Origin of the sequence: Streptomyces sp. NPDC048484, assembly GCF_040651415.1 — a bacterium.
GTDB lineage: Bacteria > Actinomycetota > Actinomycetes > Streptomycetales > Streptomycetaceae > Streptomyces.
In genome coordinates this window covers 16,229-41,110 of sequence record NZ_JBEZJY010000063.1, presented here as the reverse complement: position 1 = coordinate 41,110, position 24,882 = coordinate 16,229, and the positions used below count along the sequence as shown (strand labels likewise).

Genomic DNA, 24,882 nt, shown 5'->3' with positions numbered 1-24,882 from the left:
GTCCGGGTGCCGGGCCTCGAACGCCCGCGCCGCCGGGATGACCGGGATGCCGGCCCGGAAACCGACCGTCAGCCGCCGGCTGCCGAGGGCGGCCACGGACACCCGGCGGCGGACCGCGTGCGCGGAGGCGAGCAGCGGACCGGCGTCGGCCAGCAGTTGGCGGCCCGCGCCGGTCAGCGCTACGCCGTGGCGATCCCTGGTGAACAGCGAGGCGCCCAGATCCTTCTCGAGCGCGCGGATCTGCCGGCTGAGCACCGGCTGCGCGATATGCAGCTCATCGGCGGCGCGGCCGAAGTGCAACCGGTCGGCCACGGCGGCGAAGTAACGCAGTTTGCGCAGGTCCAGATCCATGGCGCCTCCCGGTCCGGTGATGCCTCCAGGGTATCACCACTGCTTAAAGAAGTATTGGACGCCCATTCAGGCCAATGACACCCTGAATAGGTACCCAATGGGGGCCGAAGCGAATTCGGAACAAGAATCCGGTACAAGAGTCCGACATAAAAATTCGACATCGGAAATTGCCAGATCGGTGTACATGACATCGGCACGGCATGTGAATGGAGTGGTCATGGGAAAGCTCGATGGCAAGGTCGCGGTGATCACAGGCGCGACAAGTGGAATGGCGCTGGCCGGTGCGAAGTTGTTCGCTGATGAAGGAGCTCACGTCTTCATCTCAGGCCGGCGGAAGGACGCGCTGGACGAGGCCGTCAAGCTGATCGGCCGGAACGTGACCGGCGTGCAGGGAGATTCGACCGACCTCGATGATCTGGACCGTTTGTTCGAGACGGTCAAGCAGGAAAAGGGCGCGGTCGACGTGTTGTGGGCAAGTGCTGGGACGGGCGAGCAGGGCAGGCTCGGCGAGATCACCGAGGAGCAGTTCGATGCCGCCTTCTCGCTGAACGCGCGCGGCACGCTGTTCACGGTCCAGAAGGCGCTGCCGCTGTTCAACGATGGAGGCTCGATCTTCATGACCGGGTCGAACGCGTCGCTCCGGGGCTACCCCGATTGGAGTGTGTACGCAGCCAGCAAGGCCGTGCTGCCCGCCTACGCACGAGTGTGGGTGTCCGAGTTGAGGGACAGGAGGATTCGGGTGAACGTGCTGACCCCCGGCCAGGTCGCCACGCCGATTCTGGAAGAGGTGATGGACGAACAGATGAAGGCCCAGTTCGAATCCGTGATCCCGCGGCGAGAGATGGGCCGCCCTGAAGAGGTCGCGTCGGTCGCGTTGTTCCTCGCCTCGGACGACTCGAGCTACGTCAATGGCATGGAGTTGGTTGTCGACGGCGGCACCACAGTGATCTGAGCGCGTCGCTGGTGGTCGTCAGCGCCGCGCCGCGCCGCGCCGCGCCGCGCAGGCCGGGCGCCGGCCCGGCGGTCTCCTGCTGATCGGCTTCGTCGTGCTCCAGAAGGCCGACCGTCACCCGCTCGTCCCGCTGCGCGTGCTCGGCGTGCTGGGCTACTCGCCGATCAAGACCCGGCATCGCGTTCGTGCCGATGATGGTGGCGGTCGCCGTGGTCGCCACGCTGACCCAAAGCGTGCTGGTGCAGCATCTGACCACGCGGGTCATCGTCGCCGCCGCCACCAACCACTACCCGACCCACCACGGCAGCACCGCCGTCGTCAGCGCCACCGTGCACGGGTTCACCGTCAGCTGTTGGTGGGCCGCGGGCGCCTTCTGGGCGGGTGCCGTCATCTGCGGTGTCCTGATCCGCGGCGGCACCCGGCTCCACCACGAGGCCGGCCAGCCCGAGCTCGTCGACCAGGTCGTCAGCGGGCCGATCTGACACCTGGGCGTCGGCGAACCTTCGACACCCCGGCCCAGCACGCCGGCAGGACCCCCACGACCAACTGATCGATACACAACAACTGATCCATACACAACAAGGGAACACACGTCATGACCACCATCAGCATCATCGGCTCGGGCAACATGGCCACCGCCATCGGCACCCGGGCGGCGAAACACGGCCACACCGTCGAGCTCATGAGCCGCGACACCGCCAAGGCTCAGGCGCTCGCCGACCAGATCGGCAACGGAGCCACCGTCGGCACGTTCGGCGCAAGGCCGGCGGGTGACATCGTCATCGTGGCCGTCCTGTACACCGGCGCGGTCGAAGTGGTCGCGCACTACGGCGATGCGCTGGCCGGCAAGATCCTCGTCGACATCACCAACCCGTTCAACGCCGACGTAAGTGGACTCGTGACCACCGCGGGCAACTCGGTGTCCCAGCAGATCGCCGCTGGCGCCCCCGAGGGTGCACACGTCGTGAAGGCATTCAATTCGGTCTTCCGCGGCGTCCTTGCGGAAGACAAGCCCCTGGACGTGTTCTTCGCCGGCGACAGCGCCGAGGCGAAGGCACGTGTCGCGGCGTTTCTGGAGAGCTTGGACATGCGGGCCCTCGACGCAGGAGGGCTCGAGATGGCCTACGTCCTTGAATGGGCCGGCATCCTCCTGGTGGGCCTGGCACGCAACGGCGCCGGCTTCGACATCGCCTTGGGCGCCGAGGTCCTCTGAAGATTCTCTTGACCGGCGCCGCCCCGAGTCCGCAGAACAGCGAACGCCCTGAGACTCCCCACACCGTGAGACGGCCCAACTGTTCCTGACGTCCACGTGGCCCCGAAAGGCGAGCCCGCGCGGAGCAGGGGGCCGCGCCCGCGTGGCGACGGGCCGCTCAGGCCTCCCACGCGCAGCGGAAGCCGAGGTTGCCGGCGCTGCTGTCGGGAGTGTTGGACGTACGGGCGGCGACGCGGTAGCGGTTGCAGTAAGAGCTGTGGCAGAGATAGGAGCCGCCCCGCATCACCCGGGACAAGCCCTGCGACGGATCCTTCGGATCGGCCCGCGGGCCCTTCGGATCGGTCTGCGGGCGGCCGGAGTGCCGCGTGCCCCACCGGTCCGCGCACCACTCCCACACGTTCCCGGACATGTTGTGCAGCCCGTAGTCGTTGGGCTCGAACGCGTCCACCGGTGCCGTGCCCCGATAGCCGTCCCCGGCCGTGTTCTTGGTCGGGAAGCGGCCCTGCCAGATGTTGCAGCGGTGCTCGCCGGCCGGCGTCAGTTCGTCCCCCCAGGGGTAGCGGCGCTGCACCAGACCGCCCCGCGCGGCGTACTCCCACTCGGCCTCGGTGGGCAGCCGCGCCCCGGCCCAGTGGCAGTAGGCGGCAGCATCGTTCCAGGTCAGGTGCACCACGGGGTGGTCGCCGCGGTCGGCCACCGAACTGTCGGGTCCCTCCGGAGTCCGCCAGGTCGCGCCCTCGACCCCGCACCACCAGGGTGTCTGCGGCGGCCGGGCGGCGTCGCGGCGCAGGGCCGCGGGCAGGAAACCGGCGAAGACGAAGGACCAGCCGAACCGCTCCGCCTCGGTGACGTGGCCGGTCGCCTCGGCGAACCGGGCGAACCGGTCGTTGGTCACCGCACAGGGGTCGATCCGGAAGGGCGAGAGGACGACTTCGCGCACCGGACCCTCACCGTCGTCGGGGAAGCCGTCCATGTCCCGGGTTCCCATCAAAAAGGAACCGCCGTCCAGCAGCACGCTTGTGTCCCGATCCAGATCCCGATCCCGGTCCGGTACCTCGCCCACCGTGTGGTCGACGTGCGCGCGGACAGTCGGCCCCAGGGAGAGTCCCGCCGCACCCCGGTCGGCCGAGGGCGCGCAGCAGCTCCCGGGCTCCGCCTCGTTCACCGGACCTCCCTCAAGAAGTGATCTTTGTGCGAGGCTACGTCACCCGGGCCGCGCGTCATGTCCGCATGGGGCGGACCACTCCGTCGATGAGGGTGAGCCGCACCAGATCGGCCGATGGACGCGCGAGTGCTTCCTTCAGGGGTTCCACGAGAAGGACGGGACCGGCGGGGGAACCCGGCCGCAACCGCGGGTGCGGGGAACCGGGCGACGAGCGAACGCCCCACACCGGTAGAGGCCAGGCTGTTCGTCGGGCGCAGTGCCGTCGAGGATCACGAAGGCCAGTCGGCTCGCAGTCCGCATGGCCTCGGCCAGGCTCGGCGCGAGCGCGGCCAGGATCTCTGTCGCCTCGCGGATGTAGCGGTAGACCGTCGCGATTCCGATGCCGAACCCGGCGGCGAGTTGGGCGTAGGTGTCGCCGCAGCTCAGGTGGGCGAGGACCAGAGGGACTCAATGTCGCCTGCCGTCGCGCCGCGTTGCGGATCACCCATGGCGGGAGCCCCGAATTCCCGGGAATCGCAGAAATATGCGCTCACAATTCGAAGGCATGAGGGGGGTGCTTAGGGGCACTTGATTGTGCGGAGGTTGATAATAATGGTTGCTGTACTTCTCGTTCTGCTTCTCGCGCTGATCCTTTTCGGCGCCGGTTTCGCTCTCAAGGCCCTGTGGTGGATCGCCATAGCCGTCCTGGTGGTCTGGCTGCTGGGCTTCGTGATCCGGCCCGCGGGGCACGGCGGCCGCAAGGGTCGCTGGTACCGCTGGTAAACAACACCCGGCCTGAAGGGCTCCGTAGACCATCGTCGACGGGGCCCTTCGGCATGCCGTTGCGGTGCGCGGGTGCAGGGAATTCCACCTCTGACCAATAGGGGCGTATTTGCGGGGAGGGGAAAGGGTATCCATGCGGCCGGAGTGGGCGGCGTTCAGCAGGGAACCTGTGTCTCCAGTGCGACCGGCTTCGGTCGCTTTTCGGCGCCGTGCGGAGCTTATCTTCGGGAACTCGGGCAGTGGATAGCGGGCACACCTTCCCGAAGTAGCGTGGCAGTGTGGAACAGCCTCATCGAATACGTCCACAGACACGTCCGCGCCGCCCGTCCCGCCGCACGCCACCCTCGTCGCCGCCACTCCCGTCGCCACCGCTCACGCGACCCTCACCGTTTGCCGCTCGATCTCGATGACTGCGACGACACGCTTTTGGTCTCGCGAGTACGGCTGTCCTGTGTACTTGGTGGCCACCTGGTCGATGATCGTCCAGGCCGCGTCCCCTTCGAGCCACTCGATGACGAGACCGCGCACGATGACAGGCTGGAACGGGTTGTCGGCTGGTGCCAGGGACAGTGAGGTGGTCGGCGAGCGCGGTGAGTTCGGCGGCGTCGCGGCCCAGGCGCTTCATCTCGTACACGGTGAAGACGACCCGGCAGTGCGGGGCGTGGGCCTTGATCTGGCGGGCCAGCGCGAGCGCGGCCTCGAACTGGGGCCGCACGCGGGCCCGGGTGCTGATCTTCTCGGAGAACACCTTGTCGCGGTCGCGCGGGATGCCGTGCTTGGCGAGCGCGTCGAGCTGCGACTGGAGTTCCTGGGTGAGCGTCGAGCAGCGGGCGTACCCGATGCGGATGTCGGCGGTCGGGGTGTCCGGCGCGAGGGCGAGCGGGACCGGGGTGCCGGGCCGCCACGGCTGACCGGGCCCGCGGTCGGCGGGCGTCGGCACGCGCAGGAGCTTGGCGAGCCGGGGCACCTTGGTGAAGCGGCCGGTGTGGTAGGTGCCGGCCCACGGCGCCGGAACGCGAGCGGCACGGCGAGCCGGGCTCCGCCTTGCAGAGCGGGCAGGGGTGACGCTCGACGTCGGCAGCATCGCTCGCAGAAGACTCTTGAAGGGCCGTCATAACCGTGGATGCTGTTGCAAACGATTCTCAGAAGTACCCCGACCCCACCTTTGAGTGAGAACGGGTTCTGCGAACCGAACCAGTGCTTCGCAGGTTCCGCGCGGACCAGTTTGATCTTGCTCGGGCAAAGGGTCGTCGTCGCGTTTATGAGAGAGAGTTGGCGTTCCGAGCGCGTGCCGGACTCGCCTCCGACCGGGTTCGTATGCTGCCCGGTGAACCAGCCGACTTCCTCCAGGGTGCGGCGAGCTTCCTCGACGGTCAGGTGCAATGGTGACGTCGGGTATTGGAACTGTCCGAATGCCTCCGCTCCGGACCCCCTGGTGTGCGGCCTCGGAGCGGGCGTCAGCCTTGCTTGAGTATGCGAGCGCTCAGAGCTGTTCGAAGTGGAATGCTTTGATGAAGCAGTCACGGGGCTGGGCGACTGCAAAGAAGATGCACTCCACAAGCGACTGCGCGGTGAGGTCATCCTTGGCCTCCCGTGGCGTGGACTTCCACTCCTCGGAGAGCGGGTCGGTGTTGTCGAAGTCGGGCGGGTAGAGCGATATCACTCGAATCCCCTGGGGCCGTAGGCGCTTGGAGAGGATCTCGGTGAACCCGGCCTGTGCGTTCTTGGCTGCATAGAAGGCGTCGTGTGCGTCCGAGCGGTGATGTCCAGCCGTTCCGCAGGCGGAGACCATCGTCACCACATCCGGCTTGTCCGAGTTGAGCAGGAGAGGGAGGAAGTTCTTCACGGTCGATCGTCAACCGGCCGATCGTCGACGGACCTTGGGTGATCTGGCTCACGTCCTGTCACAGCGACCGATGGCGCGGTGTCTTGAGGCCGAACACCTGGAATCGGAGGAGGCGTTATAACTGGGAACACGCATGTGGTCGACACCGTCATCAGGATCGACGTGGCCGAGCGCAGCGTGACACTGACGGCCGACGGAACGCTCGGCTATGACTACCTGATCTACGCGGCGGGCAGCGGCAGCGCCGAACCGAGCGTGCCAGGGGCGGCCGAGTTCGCCTACCCGATCGCCACCCTGGAGGAGGCACAGCGGCTGCGCCCGGCCCTCGACGCCACGCCCGAGACGGCCCCCGTGACAGTGGTCGGTGCCGGCCCCACCGGCATCGAGACCGCCGCCGAGCTGGCGGAGGCCGGCCGCGCAGTGACCCTGGTCTGCGGAGGTGTGCTCGGCCCCTACCTGCACACCCGGGGCCGGCGCTCGGTTGCGAAGCGGCTGGCCAGGCTCGGTGTGACGCTCATCGACGGCTCTGACGCGATGGTGACGGCGGTGACCCGCGAAGCCGTGCGGCTCGCCGACGGCCGTGAGCTGCCGAGCGAGGTCACCGTCTGGACTGTCGGCTTCGGCGTTCCGGATCTGGCCGTCCGCAGCGGGCTGAGCACCGACGCGGTGGGGCGCCTGCTCACGGACGAGACGCTGACGAGCGTGGATGACGCGCGCATCCTTGCGGCCGGGGACTCGGCGGCACCATCGGACCTGCCGCTGCGGATGAGCTGTCTGAACGCGGTGCCGCTGGGCGCGCGGGCCGCTGATACCGTGCTCAGCCGACTCGCGGGTGAGCAGCCGGAGAACCTCCATCAGTCGCTGTACGCCCAGTGCATCAGCCTGGGCCGAAGCGCGGGCATCTACCAGTTCGCCAACAGGTCCGACGTCGCGGTGTGGCTGCACATCGACGACGGGCTGGGTGCCAGGATCAAGGAAGTGGTCTGCAAGGGCATCCCCAAGCACCTGGCCGGAGAGGCGCACAAGCCCGGTTCGTTCAGGCTGCACCGCATGCCGGGAGGTGTCGCCAAGCGCCAGCAGCAGCTGCGCGCCCACCGCGCCGAGGCACCGGCGGCCGCCGACCGGGCAGCCTGACCGGTGCCTGCTGCGAGGATCTTGCTGTGGACGCATGCGAACGCGGTCGGCCGCCAGGGCCGACCGCGAAGGACGAGGAGAGGGGGCGAGAGATGAGCGACGACGCCACCGACCCGGCGACCGAGACGTTCATCGCCCACCGCAACCTGCTGTTCACCGTCGCCTACGAAATGTTCGGATCGGCCGCCGACGCCGAAGACGTCCTCCAGGAAACCTGGCTGCGCTGGGTCAAGGCCGACCTGGGACAGGTGAACGACCAGCGCGCCTACCTGGTCCGGATCACCACCCGCCAGGCGCTCAACCGGCTGCGCACCGTGAAGCGCCGCAGGGAGGCGTACGTCGGCTCCTGGCTACCCGAGCCTCTGCTCACCACGCCGGACGTGGCCCAGGACATCGAGCTCGCCGAGAGCGTGTCGATGGCGCTCATGCTCGTCCTCGAGACGCTATCGCCGATGGAACGCGCCGTCTTCGTTCTGCGCGAAGCCTTCGACATCGGCTACGACGAGATCGCCGAGGCCGTCGACAAGAGCCCCGCGGCAGTCCGCCAGATCGCCCACCGCGCCCGCCAGCACGTCGACGCCCGCCGCCCCCGCCGGGTGGTCTCCTCGAACGAGGGCCAGGCGGTCCTGGAGTCGTTCCGCCGCGCAATCGAAACCGGGGACCCGCAGGCACTCCTTGAGGTGCTCGCCCCTGAGGTCGTCCTGATGAGCGACGGCGGCGGCATCAAACACGCCGCGCTGCGGCCGGTCGCGGGCGCTGAACAGGTGGCCCGTATGTTCGCCGGCGGCATCGGCAAGTTCGAAGACACGCTCACCGCCGAACCGACCGTGGTCAACGGCAACCCGGCACTCCTCGTCCGCCTGGACGGCGAGATCGACGGCGTCATGGCGATCCGTGTCCAGGACGCCCGCATCACCGGCCTCTACTACGTCCGTAACCCGGAGAAACTGTCCCACGTCACATCAGCGACCCCGCTCACCCTGCGCTGAACACCAACGGTCCCCGACCCGCGGACGTCAATCCTTCCAAGCCCCAACCTGGCCTTCCTCGCCCTGGCCGCCTTCGTGGCGTGGGGCCGCTTCGGCCACGAGCCCTTCACCAGCTGACCCGCCAGGGAGATACCGATGGGCCATGCAAGCGAGCCAACGGGAGGAATCATGAAGGCAGTGCGTTACCACTCCTACGGCGGCAGCGACGTCCTCGTCTACGAGGAGGCAGACCGGCCGGTGCCAGGTGCGGGCCAAGCTCGCCGACCTAGTCGCCCGCGTCGACGCCGGAGAGCTGGCCGGCAAGACCGTCCTGACCCCCTGACCCGAGCGACGCCGGCACCGGCCCGGTCTCCCCGGCCCACTCGGTGATGGTCCAGCAGTTCTTGCGCGGCAGGTCCGACAGCAGGCCGAGTAACAACCGCCGCGCCCGCAGGCGGGGTTCAACCCGCGTGAACCGGCCTGCGATCCGGCCCTCGAACGCCTCTTGCCACCGGGCAGGGTCTACGCTGTGACCTGCGGCCACCGCATGATCGTTTGTCTTCACGCACCGATGATCAACGGTGGCCGAACCCGTCTCCACAACGCGTCAGGGTCGCGCAGTTCCGCCTGCCGTCCTGAGTCAGGAGGACACGTGCAGCGTGGCGAAGTCTGGTGGGTGGAGTTCGACGAGCGGCGGCCGGTCGTACTGCTGGCGGCATACGACGCGTCCAGGATCCGGGCGATGCAGGTCGTCACTCCTGCGGGCGTCGACATCAGCGGTCTGGGCGTCGAAGTGCAAGTCGGCGCCGTGGAAGGCCTGCCGTTTGAAGGCGTGCTGCGGTTCGCGTTCCCGCGCCCGGGCTTTACCCCCTGCACGTGGCTGACCACCGTGTCCCGGGACGACCTGATCGAGCGGGCGGGCGTCCTGTCCTCCGCGAAGCTCAGCGCGATTGAGGACGCCCTCCGTCTCGGCGAACAGGCGAAGGAACGGACCCCGGCGACAACCGCGAAGCTCCGCGAGATAAGGGACGCCCTCCGTCTCGGTGAACTCGGGTAGGCGGAGAGGCGCCACTCACCATCGAGATCACGATCTGTGGCTGGAGTAGCCAGATGCCCGACGGCCAGGGCATCGGCGCCGGTCGTCAGTCCTCGTCCGCGTCGTCCTCGAAGGCGTCCGGGTCGCGGAAGGGGCGCAGGCCCTGGCCGGGGCCGCTGGCCGGGTGCTCGCCCGCGTCCTCGGTCAGGGACAGGCTCGCCAGCATGTCCACGCGCACCGCTTCACGCACGAGGCATCCGCGAATGCCGAGCTGCCCGGCCAAGTACTCCACGGCCTCCCACGGCACCGCGAGCGGGTCCTCGCCGAGGAACCGGCCGACGTAGCGAACGGTGCGGATCCGCACCGCCATCCCCAGCCGGTGCGCGTCCGTACGACGCAACGCGATCAGATCACGGTCGTCATCGTCGAGGAAGAAGAACCGCTCCAGCTCCGGGCGGGGAGCCAACCCGTCGGCCTGCGGGGATTCTTCGTCCCGGCAGGCCGACGCGTCCGATGCGAGGAACGGCGCGCGTGTCGTCGCCAGGATGACGTGCGTGAGCGACGTGCGTGAGACGGAAGAAGATTGGCAGGGCTGGATTCTTCTGACAGTCCGCAACTGCCTGCCGCACAGGGGAGCCTCCGGCGTACGGTCGCCGTATGCCCGTCGAGGAACAAGCAACTGCCCCGCTCTCCCTGCGCCAGCGGCGTCGGGCGGCAGCCACCCAGGAGATCTTGGACGCCGCTGAGCGCCAGATCGCCGAACACGGACCTGCGGCCCTGTCCCTGCGCGCGGTCGCCCGGAGCCTGGGAATGACCGTGCAGGGGCTCTACCACTACTTTCCGAGCCGGGACGAGCTTGTCACGGCGCTCATAGCCAAGGCGTACGACGCGATGGCCGAAGCGGTACGGACCGCCGTCGAAGACGCCGCCGCGGACGACTCGCCCGTGGAACGCCTGGTCATCGCAACCGAGGGATACCGCCGCTGGGCCATCGCCAACCCCGAGCGGTTCCAGCTTCTCTACGGCACGCCGCTGCGGTACTACGAGGCCCCCGCCGATGGCCCGACCACGCAGGCGATGCGCCGGATGGCCGCGATCTTCGAGCGGGAGATGTACGGCGAGTTCACCGAGGCGCAACTCGCAGCCGCCGACACCCCTGGTCTCTCGCCTTCGTTCCTGGCGTGTGCGGACCGGTTGCCACCCACCGGCAGGCGAGAGCTACCGCCTCCCGCCATCGCTCTCTTCATGGGCGCGTGGGGGCACATGCATGGCATGGTCGTCCTGGAGGTGTTCGGGCACACCACTTTCCTCGGTGACCACCAGGCCGAGATCTTCCGCATGTCGATGCGGAATCTGATCGAGGACATCCACCGCCGGATTCTCCACACCGGACCAGTTGCCGGTGCAGTCATCGAACCGGTCATCGACCCGGTCGCCGAACCGGGCAAGGGGGGCAACGGACCCGCAGACGAGTGAGTGCCCCCCTCTCCCTTCTCACTCGCCCGGTGCCGCCTTGCGCAGGGCGGTGATGCAGGTGGTGATGGCCTCCTGGAGTTCCTCCAGGCGCTGCACCATGTCGTCCTCGTACATGGTGTCGAGGTCGTCGACGTCGTCGAAGGTCAGCTCCTCGAAGACCTTGGTCGCCTTCTGCAGGCTGCTGTAGAACTTCGTGCGGCGTTCCTGGAGGCGGAGTTCGGGGTTGGCCTGGATGGTCTGGGCGACGATGTCTCTCACGGAGTCGTACGCGTCGGAGGCCCACTCGCCGGTCTCCTCGCCCTCGTCCAGCTCGTCGATGAGGGAGAGGTGGCGCTCGGCTTCGGCGCGCAGTTCGGCGGGGGCGTCGATGGTCTGCCCGGCAGGGGTTTTGACCTGGCCGTTCTCCACGATCTGGCGCACATAGCCGATGCGGCCGGCCGCCTGTGTCTCGGAGGCGACCGCCTTCTTCAGATCGTCGGTACGGGCGATGTCACGAGCCAGTTCCGTCTGCAGCGCCGGGTCCTCCTGGAGCCGGTCGAGGAGCGCGGCCCGGGCCGCCTGCGCCGTGGCGGGGTCGGCGAGGATCGCGGCCCGCAGTGCGGTGGGGTTCTCGGCGACCTCCAGCGCCTTCGTCGGACGGATGCCCTCGGCCTCGGCCGCCGCGCTGATCGCCGTGCCGCGGTCGGAGGCGGCGCTGGAACGGGAGATGTAGTACGAGTGCCAGACATCGGAGTCCGGCAGCTCCACGTCCTGGCCCGGGGTCAGCGACTCGAAGAGCGGGACAAGCCCGTCGTCGGCCGCCTTGTCCCACGCCTTGTAGTAGCGCATGACCCGCTCGGGCGAGCACCCGGCCAGCTCGGCGAAGCCCTTCGCGGACACCTTCGGCGTTTCCCCCGCCATCTCCCCGCCGGGCCGCACGCTGCGTGCCACCTTCAGCGCGAACGTCCAGCCGCCGGCCCGCACATACGCCCCGAAGTCCCGGGCGTCCTGCGCGACATCGGTGTGCACATCGGCGAGCGCCTCGTCGTGCGCCTCGTCCTGCGTCGGGTCCTGCGTTCCGTCCTCGTCCGGCTCATCCGCCGGAACTTCGTCGTGCGCGGCGGCCGTTGAGGCTTCATCGGCGGCCGTTGCGGGCTCGACCCAGAACTCCCCGGTTTCTGCAGTTGCCTGTCCGGGCACCTGGTCGACGGAAGGGACGGCCGGTTCGGGCTGTGTGGTCACTACAGTCACTGGGAGACTCTCCTGGGGAAGGACAAGGCTGCAAAGGGCAGCGTACGCAGCCTATATGATCCTGTTCATGATGGTTTGAGTGCCCCGGGGGCATTCGCCGGACTGCCGAGGGGTGAAGCTCCGCACGCCAGCGCGAATCTGGTGTCGCTGGGGGGCGTGAGGCGTACCGTAACTCTCCGACTTCACTCAAGTACGCTCAGTCAATGAACGTTTCGAGCGCGGAACTCAGCGAAACGCCGGGGCCGGCCGCCGTGGTGACGGGTGTGGGTTCTTATCTTCCTCCCCGTCGCGTGACCAACGACGAGCTGTGCTCCCGGCTGGACAGCAGTGACGCATGGATCCGCGAGAGAATCGGCATCCAGGAGCGTCGCCGCGCCGACGCGGCGGTGTCCACGGGGGAGCTGGCACTGGAAGCCGCGCGGCGGGCGATGCGGTCGGCGGACGTGGCGGACGTCGACGCCCTGGTCCTGGCCACGACCACCCCGGACCACCACTGCCCGGCCACCGCGCCCGCGGTGGCTCACCGACTCGGACTGCGCGACACGATCGCCTTCGATGTCACCGCGGGATGTGCGGGGTTCGTGCACGCGTCGGCCGTCGCCGCCGGGCTCATCAGTGCGGGCAGTGCCCGGAAGGTCCTGGTCGTGGGCGCCGAGACGATGTCGGCCATCATCGACTCCGACGACCGCTCCACGGCGCCTCTCTTCGGTGACGGCGCGGGAGCCGTGGTCCTGGAAGCCGGACTCAGGGGACAGGACGGTTGCCTCGGCCCCTTCGTCTGGGGCAGCGACGGCTCGCTCGCCGGCGCCATCGTCATCCCGGCCGGCGGAGCCCGGGAGCGCGCCCGGCGGGGGACCGCCCCGGCGGGCGACTTCTTCGTTCACATGCGGGGAAACGAGGTCTTCCGGCACGCCGTCCGCCGCATGAGCCAGGCCGCCCGGGACGCGGTACAGGCGGCGGGGTGGACGCTCGACGAGATCGACCGACTGATCGTCCACCAGGCCAACGGGCGCATCGGAGCCTCCGTCGCCGACGCACTCGGCATCCCGCCCGAGCGCACGCCTTCCAACATCGCCCAGGTCGGTAACACCGCGGCGGCCTCCGTCCCGCTGCTGCTCGCCCACGCCGCTGACGAGGGTCAACTGAAACCTGGGCACCGTGTGCTCGTTGTCGCCTTCGGCAGCGGGCTCGCCTGGGCCGCCACCACCCTCGTATGGCCGCCGGGCATCACCGCGGCGCTGTAGAGATCCACCAGCCCAGGAACGTAAGGAAACAAGGCACGTGCTGGAAGAACTCAAGGACATCCTCACGACACAGGCGGGACTGCCCTCCACGCCCATCACCGCGGACGCGACCCTCGCCGACGCCGGTATCGACTCCATGGCCGTGACCGTACTGTCCATGCAACTGGAGGACCGCATGGGCCTGTTCCTCACCGAGGACGAACTCTCCGGGGCCCGCACCGTCAACGCCCTGGCCGAACTCATCGCGAGCCGGGCCGCCGGGAACCGGTGATGCCGACCGGCCCCGCCGTATGGGATCCGCCCGAGTGGAACGAGCCCGAGCAGGCGAGGGAGGAGCTCGTGCCTCTGGAATGGCGCGGCCTGCACTACACCTGCCGCGTCATCACCTCCGACCGCCCGCCGGCCACCGAACCCCTCCTCCTGCTCGGTGGCGCCCTGCAGGACATGTACGCCTGGCCCCGGCTCGAGCGCAGGCTCAGCGCCCACATGCCTCTGGTGTTCGTCGACCTTCCCGGTGTCGGAACAGCTGACGACCTGCCCGCCGAGCAGGGCTTCGACGCGCTCGCCGAGGCCGCCCTGCTGGTCGCCGACCGGCTCGGTTTCGACCGGATCAACCTCCTGGGCGCCTCGTACGGCGTGCCGATCGCCTACCGCGCCGCCCTGCGCGGGCCCGGGCGGGTCGCGCGGCTCGTCCTGACAGGCGCCACGCACCGGATGAACCCGCGCCTGGTGTCCGACTGCGAGCGGGTGTGGCGTGCCCGCGCCGCTCTCGCGGACGACATCGAAGGGACGCTGTCGGACTCCGGCTCGCACGAGATCGCGGACCGCGCCGTCGCCACGCTGCTCAACACCACCCTCCAGGACCAGATCTCGCAGGCACCCACCGTGGCACGGCTGCTGCACCGGCAGTTCACTCGCATCACCCCGGCCGAGGCCCGCCGCCACGCCGTCTGCCACCAGCGCCTTCTCCACTCGGATGCGCTTCCGTCCGCGAGCATCGGCGCTGTGCGCGCACTGGTGTTCACCGGTGAGCACGACGACGTCAGCACGCCGAACGAGAACCGGGCCGTGGCAGCCGCCATCGCCGGTTCGACCTTCCTCCTCGTTCGCGACGCCGACCACATGGTGCACCTCGAACGGGAAGCCGAATACGCCGATCTGGTCCTGCGCTTCCTCACCGACCTCCCGCTCGACGACCTCCATTACACGACGGCACCGGAACACTTCGGGCGTCGCTGGTAGAGGCTGCAGTCGTGACAAGGAACATTTCGCAAGAAAGCAAGGCACGCAGGAGGTAAGCCGATAGCCGATCGGACGATCCCGGCCTGTGTGGGGGCAACACCGGTCCGCCGTGCCGGGCGGAGCCGGGCACCAGGTCCACCAAGGCTCAGCGAGGTCTACGACAAGCGGTACCGGTGATCCGGACGTGCGTCGGGCGATGGCGATGGCGATGGCGACGGTCCCGATGGTGTCGATGGTGCCCTGAGGATCTGGGCCAGCTCGCGCCGGGTGGTGACGCCGAGTTTGGTATAGGCGTGGTGGAGGTGGTTGTCGACGGTGCGCACCGACAGGGTCAGCACCTGCGCGATGTCCTTGCTGGCGTTGCCGACCGCGGCGAGCAGGGCTATCTCGCGTTCGCGGGCGGTGAGCGGAGCCGCGGCCTGGCCGGTGGTCAGCAGCGGTGTGCGGGCGCCCTCGCAGCGGGCGCGGGCCGCGGCGGCCCGGTGGGCGGCCGCGGAGGCACGGCGGGTCTGGTGTGTCTGGCGCTGGGCGGCCGCTGCTGCGGTGGCCGCCTCGGCGGCGAGCAGATCCGCGCCGATGGCCTGGCAAGCGTCGGCGGCCCGGAGGAGTCGGTCGGGGTCGCCGGCGGCCAGCGCCGCCGCCAGTTGGGCCCGGGCCGGGGCGAGCGCCCCGTCGCATCTCTGCGAGAGCTCGGTCAGCCGGTCTGTGACCTCCTTCGCTCCGCCGAGACGGGCGACATCGGTCAGCAGCAGCGCCTCGCCGGTGAGGTGGCCGGTCGAGCGGGCGGCGCGGGCCGCGGCGGTGAGCACGGACCGGGCCTCGCTCAGGTGTCCGCGGGCGGCCAGCAACCACGCTTCACCCAGGCGTTCCTCCCCGGCGGACAGCAGGCCCGGTGCCAGCGGTGGCAGGGCGTGGTGCTCGGCAAGCGATGCCTCGGCCGCGTCCAGGTCTCCGAGTACGGCAGCACATGCGGTGAGGCCGCCGAGCGCCGGGCGCAGGGCCATGGCGTGGTGGATGGGGCGGGCCAGCGCGGCGGCCTCCGCCCACCAGCGGCGGGCTGTGGCGGGGCGGCCGGCCAGCCACTCCATGCGGCCGAGGAGAACTGCCAGCCAGACCCGCACACCAGAACCGGTGGCAGTGAGTTCGACGTAGGCGCGCTCGCCCTCCCGGCGTGCTTCGGCCGGGAGACCGGCTTCGGTAAGAGCGAGAACGAGCGGAATGCGATGGAAGGCGGGATGGGAGGCAAGGGCACGCTCCTCCACCTGCCGGTGGACGGCGTGGGCGCGCTCCGCCCAGGCCGCGGCCTCGCTGGTGCGGCCCACCAGTGCCAGCCCGGCGGGTTTCATCCATGCGCCTCGCAGCCAGGTGTTGATGTCGAGGACACCGCTGACCTCGGTTTCCAGGTCCTCCAGCAAAGCCAGCCCCTGTGTGGGCCGGCCGGCGGCGATCCGTAGGAAACCTTCATTGATTTTGAGCTGGCGGCGGCCCGTTGGGCTGGTGATCCGGTCCAGGGCAGCGTTGTTGACCGAGAGTGCCGCGGTGACGGGGACGTTGCTCCACAGCAGGTTCGTCGTACGGACCAGCGCGACCGCGAGTTTCTCCTGCTCGCCGATGGCAAGGGCGTCGGCCCGGGCGAGTGCCGCCTCGGCCTCATCCCAGTGGCCCGTCTCCAGGAAGGCCTCGCCGAGCCTCAAGCCGGTGGCGATGGTGTGGTGCTGTTCGGGCAGGGCCTGAAGGAGGGCAATGGTCTGGGGGTAGTCGTGGGCGTGGCGGGCCAGGACGGCGGCCTGCATGAGGAGAGCGGGGTCGGCGGTGCCGGTGGCGGCCAGCCGCCAGGTCGCGATGCGCAGCAGGTCCCCGCGGCGGCGGGCGCCGAAAGACTCCGCGCGTGCCGCCTGGTCCAGCAGCAGGGTCCGGCGGCGCAGGACAGGCAGCCCCGCGCGCAACACCTCGCCGTACAGGGGGTGGGCCAGGGAGACAGTGGTGCGCCGCCGGTCCTGGGTGACGCAGATCAGCCCGGTCTGTTCCAGGGCTGCGATCACCTGCGGCGGGGCGAGGGCTTCGGCATCGGCCAGGGGCAGCGGCTCGCACAGTGCCAGCAGCTCCAGGACGGGGCGTCCGGCGGCGTCGGCGGCGGCGAGGCGGGCGCCGATCACTTCGGTCAGGCGCGTGGTGCCCGGCAGCCAGCCCTCGCGTAACTGCCAGATCTCCGTGTCCCCGGCCAGATTCCCGGAGTTCAGGGCACCAAGGACCAGTTCGCGCAGGTACAGCACGTTGCCACCGCTGGTGGCCGACAGCTCGTGCAGAGCACGCCGGGCGACCGGTCCCCCGAGAACGGCCTGTACCAGCGTCTCGATCTGCTCCGGGCTCAGCACGGTCAGGTCGACCCGGTACACCGCGTCCCCGCTCTGCAGCGCCGCGACGGTCTCACCGTACGGCTCACCGGTTCGGACGGTGCGGACGGTGCCGATCAGCAGGATCGCGCCGGTGTCCATCAACTGCCGCAGCAGCACCGCCGAGGCCGAGTCCAGCAGATGCATGTCATCGACCAGCAGCACCCACCGCCGCCGCCCCGGCCCGGCGGCCAACTGCCCGGCGACGGCGGCGAACCCGGCCACCGGGTCGGACAGGTCCACCCCGGCGGGCAGCAGATGCGCGATCGCGCCCAGCGGCACCGCACCCGCCGCGGCGCTCGCCGTGGCCCGCCCCACCCGGAACCCCGCCTTGGCGGCCCGGTCCAGGCACTCCTCAGCCAGCCGGGACTTACCCACCCCGGCCGGCCCGCCCACCACGAACCCCCGGCATTCCCGGTCCACCAACGCCGCGGTGAAGGCATCCAACTCGGGCCCACGTCCCACCATCGGCCAACGGCCCACCCGATCCCGCACCATGGCTCCTTCTCCGGCAGGACAAGACACGCGAACCCCCTGAGGGGCGTCCCGGCAGCGCTCGGCCCCACTCAGCACGATGCACGTTGCGTCTGACGTCAGGTCAGCTTAGGAACACCTCGTGGAGCGGGCCAACCGGCACTCCGGCCCTTCTCCATGCGATGGCCGCCCGACCGCCGCCTCAGCAGTTGTGACGGGGGCTCGCCAGTGCCGGCACGTACATCGGGATGGCTTCACGGGGTCACTTGCCGCAGAACTCGGCGTCGATGACCGGTGCGAAGTCGCCCGCCCAGTCGCCGTTGAAGTTGAACGCCAGTGCGTGGTTGCCGTCGCGGGTCGTCACCGCTACCGCGACCGTGCCGTGAAAGTCACCGCCGTGCGCCCAGACCTCCGTGCCGCAGCTCGTCTTGAACTGCCGGAGGCCGAGGCCGTAACGCACATCGGGGTGTTGATCGTCCATCGGGGTGGTCGTCGTCATCTCGTCCAGTTGCTTCTTCGGCAGCAGCTCGCCACGCAGCAGTGCCATGAAGAAGCGGTTCAGATCCGCCGAGTTGGAAATCATCTCGCCTGCCGCGCCCGCGACAGAGGGGTTGTACTCGGTGACGTCGTACGTCTTCTTCGCTTCCGGGTTCTGGAACTTCGAGTAGGACCGGCTGCTCGGCTGCGGCAGACGCGGGTCGGTGCCGGGCACGCTGGTGCCGTGCAGGCCGAGTGGTTTGATGATGCGCTGCCGGATCTCGTCCCCGTACGTATGGCCGGTGACCTTCTCGATGATCATTCCGGCCAGGATGTAGTTGGTGTCGGCGTAGTTCCAGCCCTTGCCGGGCGCAAAGTCCGGCTGGTGGCGCATGGCGATCCGCACCTGCTGTTCTGGGGTCCAGGTGGCGTAGCGGTGTCTGAGGAACTCCTTGCTGAACACCGTCCGACGGATCTCCGGGTCCAGGGTCCAGTTGTAGATACCGCTGGTGTGGTTGAGGAGCCGGCGTACGGTGATCTTGTTGCCGTCATGGCCGTGGCCGCGGACGACGCCAGGCAGCCACTGCTCGACGGTGTCGTCGAGCCCGATCTCCCCTTCCGCCTCCAACTGGAGCAGAACAGTCGACACGAAGGTCTTGGTGGTGCTGGCGACGCGGTAGCGGTCCTGGGCGCCGCGCGGCTGCTGAGTCTTCAGGTTTCCGACGCCCGAAGTGCCGCTCCAGGTCCCGTGCCTGTCGATCGCCTGCCCGGTCACTCCGGGCACGCCCTCCTTGACGGCGGCGTCCATGGCCTGCTGGGTCGACCGATGGCGGTCCTTCTCAACGGCGTGGGCAGGGGCAGGGGCGCCAACAGGGTCTGCCACGGCGGGAGCCGTGAGCGACGCAGCCGTCAGGCACGCCGCGGCCACCGTGCCCGCCACACCGAACTTCATCGTGCGGGTTGTCATGCGTGATCCCTCTCGTCGATGACGATCAACGAGAGGGACCGGACAGTCGGGGCGGAGGTTGCCCGCACAGAGGCTGGTAGAGCGGCTTCCAGCCCTTGTTGAGGACCACTCCCGTCGGCCGTCACCCTGCAACGGTCGTCGAGAGAACCGTTGTTGAGTGGCACCTTTGTAAGCAGGGCAGTCTCCTTGGCGTCCCCCCTGGTTGGCCAGTTCTGATCACTCCGAGCCGGAGCCGCGCATGTCACGCGTCTGACATGTCACGTGTCTGATCGGTTGGTCTGTTCGCGCCTCCGTCGCACGATTCCACCGAAGTCTTTCGGTGTTTCCGGGTTTCCCGACGGAGGGCTCGACGATCCCCACCGGTGCGGCCCGGCAGTGTGGGCCGTTCGGCGCAGGTGGCGAGACCGCCCCGCCCCGCCGCGCCCTCTCAACTGATGGTGACGACACGCGCCCAGGTCGGCGGAGTGTCCGGGACGTAGTCGGAGTCGTTCTCGTCTACGGTGTGGGCAGGACGGGGGAAGAGACCGACAACGGTACGGCAGGGTGGTGGCGCGGAGGGCCACGGCGTCTGACCGTCCGTCAGGGCGACGATCACGTCGGGACGCGGCCGGGAGCGGAGCGCCCGAGCGAAACCGGAGCGCAGATCCGTGCCCCCACCGCCGACCAACTCGATGTTCTCGGCACGGCAGAGCGGGACGGCGACCCCGGCCGCCGCGTCGCAGGAGATCACCGAGACCAGGTCGCGCTGCCCGCCCACCGCTCGCGAGATCGCCGCCACCTCCAGCAGCGCGCCGCCCAGTTCGGCGTCGCTCACCGATCCGGAAGTGTCGATCACGACACAGACCCGTGGCGGCGTACGGCGCAGGCTCGGTAGCACCACCCCAGGGACACTGGCCGAGCGCCGGGAGGGGCGTCGGTAGCTGTGGTTCTCGCCCGCGCCCGGCGCACCCGCCGCCGAGCGGACCGCCGCCCCCAGCAACTGCCGCCACTGCTGCGGCGGATGGAACGCCTCGTCCGCCCATCGACGCCACCCCTCCGGAGCGTCGCCCGGCCAGCCCTTGATCCCCTCCGCGACCCGGAAGCGGACCGCGTCCCGCTGCTGTCGGCTCAGCCCGTGCGCCCCGTCGGCACCCAGCTCCCACGGCCGGTCCTGTCCGTCGGCACCACTGCCGCAGTCCAGCCAGGCCAGATCCGTGGTGAGTCCGGACATCGACGCCGTCCGCAGGTACTCCTCCATCAGCAGCCCTTCGGGCAGCCGCAACAGTGACGGCAGCACCGCTCCGGCAGGCTGGGGCAGGCCGTCACCGTAGATGTCGTCGTTGATCTCGAAGTCCGCGGCGATGTTCCGCCGCAATCGCTCGCCCGGCCCGTGCTCCTCGTGCTGACGCGCGTACCGCTCGCCTCGCCCATGGTGGTCCCGGAGCAGATGGGAGACCTCGTGCACCCAGACGCCCGCCAGCTCCTCCACCGGCGTGCGCGCCACGAACCCGGGGGAGACATAGCAACGCCAGTGCGCGTCCACCGCCATCGTCGGCACCGACCGGTCCTCCACCACATGCAGTGCGAAGAGCGCGCCGGCGAGGTAGGGGCGTACCTTCACCGCGTGCAGCCTGGCGGTCAGCAACTTCTCCATGTCCAGCGGGAGTCCGGCCCGCCCGGCCCGCACGGCCGGCCCAGCGGAGCCGGGTGGCGTCTCGGGCAAGGTGGCTCGCACCGGGCGCGGCGGCGCGGGCCGAGGCATCGGACGTGGCAGTGGATGGGGCAGTGCGTGCGGTGCCGGGCGCTTCGTGGCCCCTGTCATCGGCGCGCCCCTCCCGCACGCCCGGCGGAAGCGGCCGCCGCGGCGACCCGCCCCACCGACCGGTCCGCCTGCCGGGCGAGGCCGACCACCCCTGCCAGCCGCTCCATCGTCTCCGGCACCTCCCAGTCATCGCGCCGCAGCGCGGCCAGCGCCGTCGCGGGCGCGACCACCAGGTCCGCGGTGCCGGTCTCCAGGGCCCGGACCAGCACGGCCCAGCCCGCCTCCCACCGCTCCCGTTCCGGCCGCGCTCCGACGGCGGCCACCACCGCCTCCAGCGCCGCCTGCCGCAGGTCGCCCCGCTCCGGCAGCTCGGCGGCGGCCGGATCGGCCAGCAGTGACTCCGGGTCCGGCAGGTCCATCCGGTCCAGATAGGCGAGGAGTTCGAGCCCCGGTCCGTCACCCACCGCACCCCGTACGAGGAGGGCCAACACCTCGCGGGAGACCCCGGCCGCCGTGCCGAAGGCCAACAGCGTCAGCGCGGCATCCCAGCTCCGCGGCGAGGGCCAGGCACCGCCGCGCCGCGTCTCGGTGCTCGGCAGCCGGTGGATCAGCGTCGGCCGGGCGGCCAGGAAGCCGCAGACCGCGCGCCTGGAGAAGGCCACCGCCTCCGGCAGCCGCTCCGGCACCAGCCGGGGCAGCTCCGCCCGCGGCCATACGCCACCGAGCCCGCGCACCACCACCTCCTGGTCGTGCACCCAGTACAGATGCACGAACCGGTTGGCCAGCGGTGGGCTCAGCTCCCATCCGTCCGCTGCCGAAGCGCGTGGATTGGCGGCGGCCACGATCCGTACGCCCGGCGGCAGTTGCAGCGTACCGACCCGTCGCTCCAGGACGACCCGGAGCAGTGCGGCCTGAACGGCCGGGGTGGCGGTGGAGAGCTCGTCGAGGAAGAGCAGACCGCGTCCGGCTCGAACGATGTCCACGGCCCACTGCGGCGGCGCCATCGGCACCCCCTGCACCGCCGGGTCCTCACCCACGATGGGCAGGCCGGAGAAGTCGGACGGCTCATGGACGCTGGCGATCACGGTAGTCAGCGGCAGGTCGAGAGAGGCGGCGAGCTGTGTCAGTGCCGCGGTCTTGCCGATACCCGGCTCGCCCCAGAGCAGCACAGGCAGGTCCGCTGCCACGGCCAGGGTGAGCGCTTCGAGCTGCTCGTCGGGGCGCGGCTCGGTGGTGGTCGTCCGCAGGAGGGTCAGGAGACTGTCGGCGAGGGCGAGGTGGTTGCCCGTTCCCGATGCGTGGACGGGCACGGGCGAGCCACCGGCAGGGACGGCGGCGGGGGCGGGCAGGAGGGTGCTGGTGGTCATGGGCATCACCTGGAGTGTGAGTGTGAGTGGAAAGGGGAGTGGTATGGGGGATCGGGCAAGCCGGTTCGGATGTCATCGGCCCGGCGGTCGGGCGGTCGGGCGGACGGGCGGTCGGGCGGTCGGGAACGCGCGATACGAGAACGGGAACGCGCGGTACGAGAAAGAGACTTCGGCGGGGCCGCCGGTCAAGAGGCCAGACTGGTGCGGGGCCGGGAACGGCTGCTCAGCTTGCGGCGCACCGGCAACGGCGTTCGACGGTCGAGCCGGGGACGATGCCCCTCCTTCGCTCGCCCCCCGTCCGAGACGTTCTCGCTCCCTGCGGCACCGGCACTGGGATGTACGGCGCCCAGCCCCGAGCGGAAGAGCCCGTGGTCGAGGCGGCGGGCCGTGGCCGACTCCAGTTCCTTGCGGAGTGGCCCGTCGCGCAGGACCGCACCAGGACCGAGCAGCCCTTCGACCACAGCCAGCGCCCCGGCGACATCACCGTGGCCGAGCCGCTCCCGTACCGCGGGCAGCGCCTCCGGATCGCGGTGCACCGCGTCGATCGCCCGCAGACACGGCAGCGCCGGCCCGCCGAGTGCCACGAGCAGCTCTTCCCGCCGCAGTTGGGCGGGATCGTGATCGACCGCGGTCAGCACCCCGTCCCGCAGTGCGATCCGGTGGGTTTCGCCCCGGCACTCCACGTGGTGCGGATCGCCGGGCCCGGGGGCGGGACCGTCCACCGGTGCAGACCCGGGCGCCACCAGTGCCGCGGCGACGAGCGGATGCAGCCCCTCGGCCGAGACGAGCCCCGCACGCAGCAGGTCCAGATCCGGCAGGACCCGGGCCGCCGCCTCCGGTAGCACCGGAAGCGCCGCGATCTCCTGCGGCGGCAGATCGTCCTCGCACAGCGACCGGAACGTCGGAACATGACTGTCGTCAGGGGCGACGAGTTCGAGTACGGCGCGCCTGCGTGCACCGAGCCGCACGGTGAAGGCCCCGCGGGGGAGCCCCTCGGCCCGCAACAGCAACTCCGCCTCGGCGGCCCAATTCCCCACCGCCCACGGGGAATCGTGGCCGGCGAGCTGATCAGGCCCGTCCGGCAGGACTGGTCGGCCGGTGATGAGGGCTTGATCGGACGGCGCCAGAGACTGTGCTCCCCTCACACCGCACCGGGGCGCCAGGTCGCTGCTCCGCCCGGCGTCCCAGAGATGCCGGTGCAGGTCGAGCCGGAAGCGCCGGTCGGGATGCGGGTGCGGATGCGGGTGCTGCCCGGGGACGCCGTTCCCCGACCCCTCCCACAGAGTCAGGGACATGTGCTGGCCGGCGTCCGCCCAGGCCGGCGGTGTCCGTACCACCAGGTGCAGCGGCGGGTCGCCGCACCTCAGGTAGCGGGCCAGCGAGACGGTGAGTCCGGGGCGGAGCCGTCCGTCGGGGGCGATCCGGGGCATGTGCCAGCGGAGCAGATCAGGCGCCAGCTGACGCAGATCGTCACGGAGGCGGGTGGCGATATCGGTGCCGTGGCCATGGCGCACGGCGTGGAGATCGAGATCGACGTAGATATGGGCGGCGGCGCAGGCGCCCGCCCAGTCACCGACCGCATGTCGTGCGGTCGCTCTCTCGATCATGGATGGTGGCACGGCGTACTCACGCACACGCCGCCACATCAACAGGTGGGCCGGAATCTCGTTCGCGAAGTGATGTGCCATCAGCACTCACCTTGTGCGAAAGATTCCCCCGTTCCGAAAAAGGAGAAGTTTTTCATCTCCCGCATCGTAACCACGCCGATGATGATCTGTCATTCCCCTTTGTCGGCCGATCGGCGATCGGCCTCGACCGAGGGCAGCGGGATGGAGCAGTCCCTCGGTGTTGCACCGAGCCACGGCGCTGGGGCACGGCGCCGTGCCCCAGCGATGGGCCATGGCGCCGGACGGCGAGCCGAGGAGACATTGACAAGTATGGCTAATGACATCAGCTCTTAGCTAAGAAGGTTAGCCAAACCCTTTGGAGATGTCATGACCGAGTACCTTGCGGCTGACGGCGGCACGATCGCCTATGAGGTGGCGGGGTCCGGCCCGCTGATCGTTCTCGCCCACGGCATGGGCGACAGTCGCGACGCGTACCGTGCGGTGATCCCGCCGCTGGTGGCGGCGGGCTTTCGGGCCGCCGCCGTCGACCTGCGCGGCTGCGGTGAGTCCAGCGTCGACTGGGCGGCCTGGAGCCGCACCGTCATAGCCGGCGATCTGCTCGCCCTGATCCGTCACCTGGGCGGTCCGGCCGTGCTCGTCGGCCACTCGGTCTCCGGTGGTGCCGCCACCATCGCCGCGGCGCAGGAGCCCTCGCTGATCACCGCGGTCGTCGAGTTGGCGCCGTTCACCCGCAAGCAGTCGATCCACCTCGGCGACCTCCGGGTGAAGCGCTTCCGGCAGGGCATGCTGCGGCTGCTCGGCTCGGCCGCGTTCGGCAGCCTGTCGCTCTGGCGTTCGTACCTCGACGCGGCCTACCCCGGCGCGAAGCCGGCCGACTGGGCCGAGCGGCTCGGCCGCATCGACTCCCTGATGCGTGAGCCGGGCCGGATGAAGGCCATGCAGGGTATGGGCCGCAGCGCCCCGACCGACGCCGGCGCGCAGCTCGGCAACGTCCGCTGCCCGGTCCTGGTCGTGATGGGCACGCTCGACCCGGACTGGGCCGACCCGCGTGCCGAGGGTTCGGCGATCGTCGATGCCCTCCCGTCCGGCCTCGGTCGCCTTGAGACGATCGAGGGCGCCGGGCACTACCCGCACGACCAGTTCCCCGACCAGGTGGTCTCGCTCGTGCTCGCCTTCCTCCGACCCGAAGCCGCTCGTGCCTAGGGCCGGCCTGGAC

The 24,882-nt window shown here is 70.0% G+C and carries 21 protein-coding genes and 4 pseudogenes; 12 read left to right on the top strand and 13 right to left on the bottom strand.

Features of this window, described 5'->3' with window-relative positions; genetic code table 11:
• Window positions 1-351, bottom strand: a 351-nt coding sequence (locus tag AB0D14_RS39805; protein ID WP_362788793.1) for a LysR family transcriptional regulator, incomplete at its 3' end; no start/stop codon positions are given.
• 217 nt (window positions 352-568) lie between these two features.
• Here AB0D14_RS39805 and AB0D14_RS39800 point away from each other — a divergent pair.
• From AB0D14_RS39800 to AB0D14_RS39790, 3 genes are all read left to right on the top strand, one after another.
• Window positions 569-1,303: an SDR family oxidoreductase gene (locus AB0D14_RS39800; protein ID WP_362788791.1), complete on the top strand. Its 735-nt coding sequence runs from the start codon at window positions 569-571 to the stop codon at window positions 1,301-1,303.
• 185 nt (window positions 1,304-1,488) lie between these two features.
• Window positions 1,489-1,785 (top strand): hypothetical protein, encoded by a 297-nt coding sequence (locus AB0D14_RS39795; RefSeq protein WP_362788789.1) that lies wholly within the window; start codon window positions 1,489-1,491, stop codon window positions 1,783-1,785.
• A 113-nt stretch (window positions 1,786-1,898) separates the two neighbouring features.
• Window positions 1,899-2,516 (top strand): NAD(P)-binding domain-containing protein, encoded by a 618-nt coding sequence (locus tag AB0D14_RS39790; protein WP_362788787.1) that lies wholly within the window; start codon window positions 1,899-1,901, stop codon window positions 2,514-2,516.
• A 157-nt stretch (window positions 2,517-2,673) separates the two neighbouring features.
• Here AB0D14_RS39790 and AB0D14_RS39785 read toward each other — a convergent pair whose 3' ends face one another.
• Window positions 2,674-3,579 carry a formylglycine-generating enzyme family protein gene (locus AB0D14_RS39785; RefSeq protein WP_362788806.1) on the bottom strand — a complete coding sequence of 302 codons (906 nt, stop codon included), beginning with the start codon at window positions 3,577-3,579 and terminating at the stop codon, window positions 2,674-2,676.
• 357 nt (window positions 3,580-3,936) lie between these two features.
• Window positions 3,937-4,122, bottom strand: a pseudogene (locus tag AB0D14_RS39780) (transposase family protein); the annotation flags it as partial.
• A gap of 150 nt (window positions 4,123-4,272) precedes the next feature.
• On the opposite strand from AB0D14_RS39780, the gene AB0D14_RS39775 reads away from it, so the two are divergent.
• Window positions 4,273-4,443: a hydrophobic protein gene (locus AB0D14_RS39775; protein ID WP_362788785.1), complete on the top strand. Its 171-nt coding sequence runs from the start codon at window positions 4,273-4,275 to the stop codon at window positions 4,441-4,443.
• A 289-nt stretch (window positions 4,444-4,732) separates the two neighbouring features.
• Here the strand turns inward: AB0D14_RS39775 and AB0D14_RS39770 are convergent, their stop codons facing one another.
• Window positions 4,733-5,527, bottom strand: a complete 795-nt coding sequence (locus AB0D14_RS39770) for a recombinase family protein (protein ID WP_362788783.1) — start codon at window positions 5,525-5,527, stop codon at window positions 4,733-4,735.
• A 399-nt stretch (window positions 5,528-5,926) separates the two neighbouring features.
• A pseudogene (locus AB0D14_RS39765) lies at window positions 5,927-6,292 on the bottom strand (SDR family NAD(P)-dependent oxidoreductase); the annotation flags it as partial.
• Window positions 6,293-6,424: 132 nt separating this feature from the next.
• Here AB0D14_RS39765 and AB0D14_RS39760 point away from each other — a divergent pair.
• A complete protein-coding gene (locus tag AB0D14_RS39760; RefSeq protein ID WP_362788781.1) occupies window positions 6,425-7,423 on the top strand; it encodes an FAD-dependent oxidoreductase in 999 nt (332 codons plus the stop codon).
• A 92-nt stretch (window positions 7,424-7,515) separates the two neighbouring features.
• Window positions 7,516-8,412, top strand: a complete 897-nt coding sequence (locus AB0D14_RS39755) for an RNA polymerase sigma-70 factor (protein ID WP_362788779.1) — start codon at window positions 7,516-7,518, stop codon at window positions 8,410-8,412.
• Window positions 8,413-8,761: 349 nt separating this feature from the next.
• Here AB0D14_RS39755 and AB0D14_RS39750 read toward each other — a convergent pair.
• A pseudogene (locus AB0D14_RS39750) lies at window positions 8,762-8,935 on the bottom strand (IS701 family transposase); the annotation flags it as partial.
• A gap of 108 nt (window positions 8,936-9,043) precedes the next feature.
• Between AB0D14_RS39750 and AB0D14_RS39745 the strand changes: the two are divergent.
• A complete protein-coding gene (locus AB0D14_RS39745) occupies window positions 9,044-9,448 on the top strand; it encodes a type II toxin-antitoxin system PemK/MazF family toxin (protein ID WP_362788778.1) in 405 nt (134 codons plus the stop codon).
• 241 nt (window positions 9,449-9,689) lie between these two features.
• Here the strand turns inward: AB0D14_RS39745 and AB0D14_RS39740 are convergent.
• Window positions 9,690-9,884 (bottom strand): annotated as a pseudogene (locus tag AB0D14_RS39740) (DUF4158 domain-containing protein); the annotation flags it as partial.
• A 200-nt stretch (window positions 9,885-10,084) separates the two neighbouring features.
• Between AB0D14_RS39740 and AB0D14_RS39735 the strand changes: the two are divergent.
• Complete coding sequence (locus tag AB0D14_RS39735; RefSeq protein WP_362788776.1) at window positions 10,085-10,903, top strand: TetR/AcrR family transcriptional regulator; 819 nt, start codon at window positions 10,085-10,087, stop codon at window positions 10,901-10,903.
• 18 nt (window positions 10,904-10,921) lie between these two features.
• Here AB0D14_RS39735 and AB0D14_RS39730 read toward each other — a convergent pair whose 3' ends face one another.
• Window positions 10,922-11,911, bottom strand: a complete 990-nt coding sequence (locus tag AB0D14_RS39730) for a hypothetical protein (protein ID WP_362788803.1) — start codon at window positions 11,909-11,911, stop codon at window positions 10,922-10,924.
• A 425-nt stretch (window positions 11,912-12,336) separates the two neighbouring features.
• Here AB0D14_RS39730 and AB0D14_RS39725 point away from each other — a divergent pair, with 425 nt between their 5' ends.
• The 3 genes from AB0D14_RS39725 to AB0D14_RS39715 are packed head-to-tail and all read left to right on the top strand — an operon-like array spanning window position 12,337 to window position 14,619.
• On the top strand, window positions 12,337-13,377 hold the full coding sequence (locus AB0D14_RS39725; RefSeq protein ID WP_362788774.1) for a beta-ketoacyl-ACP synthase III: 1,041 nt from the start codon (window positions 12,337-12,339) through the stop codon (window positions 13,375-13,377).
• A gap of 37 nt (window positions 13,378-13,414) precedes the next feature.
• Complete coding sequence (locus tag AB0D14_RS39720) at window positions 13,415-13,648, top strand: acyl carrier protein (protein ID WP_362788771.1); 234 nt, start codon at window positions 13,415-13,417, stop codon at window positions 13,646-13,648.
• Window positions 13,648-14,619: an alpha/beta hydrolase gene (locus AB0D14_RS39715; protein ID WP_362788769.1), complete on the top strand. Its 972-nt coding sequence runs from the start codon at window positions 13,648-13,650 to the stop codon at window positions 14,617-14,619. Before AB0D14_RS39720 ends, AB0D14_RS39715 begins: the two co-directional genes overlap by 1 nt.
• Window positions 14,620-14,774: 155 nt before the next feature.
• On the opposite strand, the gene AB0D14_RS39710 is transcribed toward AB0D14_RS39715, so the two are convergent.
• The 5 genes from AB0D14_RS39710 to AB0D14_RS39690 all read right to left on the bottom strand — a co-directional run bounded on the left by AB0D14_RS39710 (window position 14,775) and on the right by AB0D14_RS39690 (window position 23,726).
• Window positions 14,775-17,510: a LuxR family transcriptional regulator gene (locus AB0D14_RS39710; RefSeq protein ID WP_362788766.1), complete on the bottom strand. Its 2,736-nt coding sequence runs from the start codon at window positions 17,508-17,510 to the stop codon at window positions 14,775-14,777.
• 238 nt (window positions 17,511-17,748) lie between these two features.
• Entirely contained in the window at window positions 17,749-18,930 is a 1,182-nt protein-coding gene (locus tag AB0D14_RS39705; RefSeq protein ID WP_362788763.1) for a serine hydrolase domain-containing protein, read from the bottom strand.
• A 427-nt stretch (window positions 18,931-19,357) separates the two neighbouring features.
• The gene (locus AB0D14_RS39700) at window positions 19,358-20,563 is read right to left on the bottom strand and encodes a VWA-like domain-containing protein (RefSeq protein WP_362788801.1); all 1,206 of its coding nucleotides are present in this window, start codon (window positions 20,561-20,563) and stop codon (window positions 19,358-19,360) included.
• Window positions 20,564-20,727: 164 nt separating this feature from the next.
• Window positions 20,728-22,038, bottom strand: a complete 1,311-nt coding sequence (locus AB0D14_RS39695) for a MoxR family ATPase (RefSeq protein ID WP_362788761.1) — start codon at window positions 22,036-22,038, stop codon at window positions 20,728-20,730.
• Window positions 22,039-22,223: 185 nt separating this feature from the next.
• Window positions 22,224-23,726: a hypothetical protein gene (locus AB0D14_RS39690; RefSeq protein ID WP_362788758.1), complete on the bottom strand. Its 1,503-nt coding sequence runs from the start codon at window positions 23,724-23,726 to the stop codon at window positions 22,224-22,226.
• A gap of 306 nt (window positions 23,727-24,032) precedes the next feature.
• Here AB0D14_RS39690 and AB0D14_RS39685 point away from each other — a divergent pair, with 306 nt between their 5' ends.
• A complete protein-coding gene (locus tag AB0D14_RS39685) occupies window positions 24,033-24,869 on the top strand; it encodes an alpha/beta hydrolase (RefSeq protein WP_362788756.1) in 837 nt (278 codons plus the stop codon).
• The last annotated feature ends 13 nt before the right edge of the window (window positions 24,870-24,882 follow it).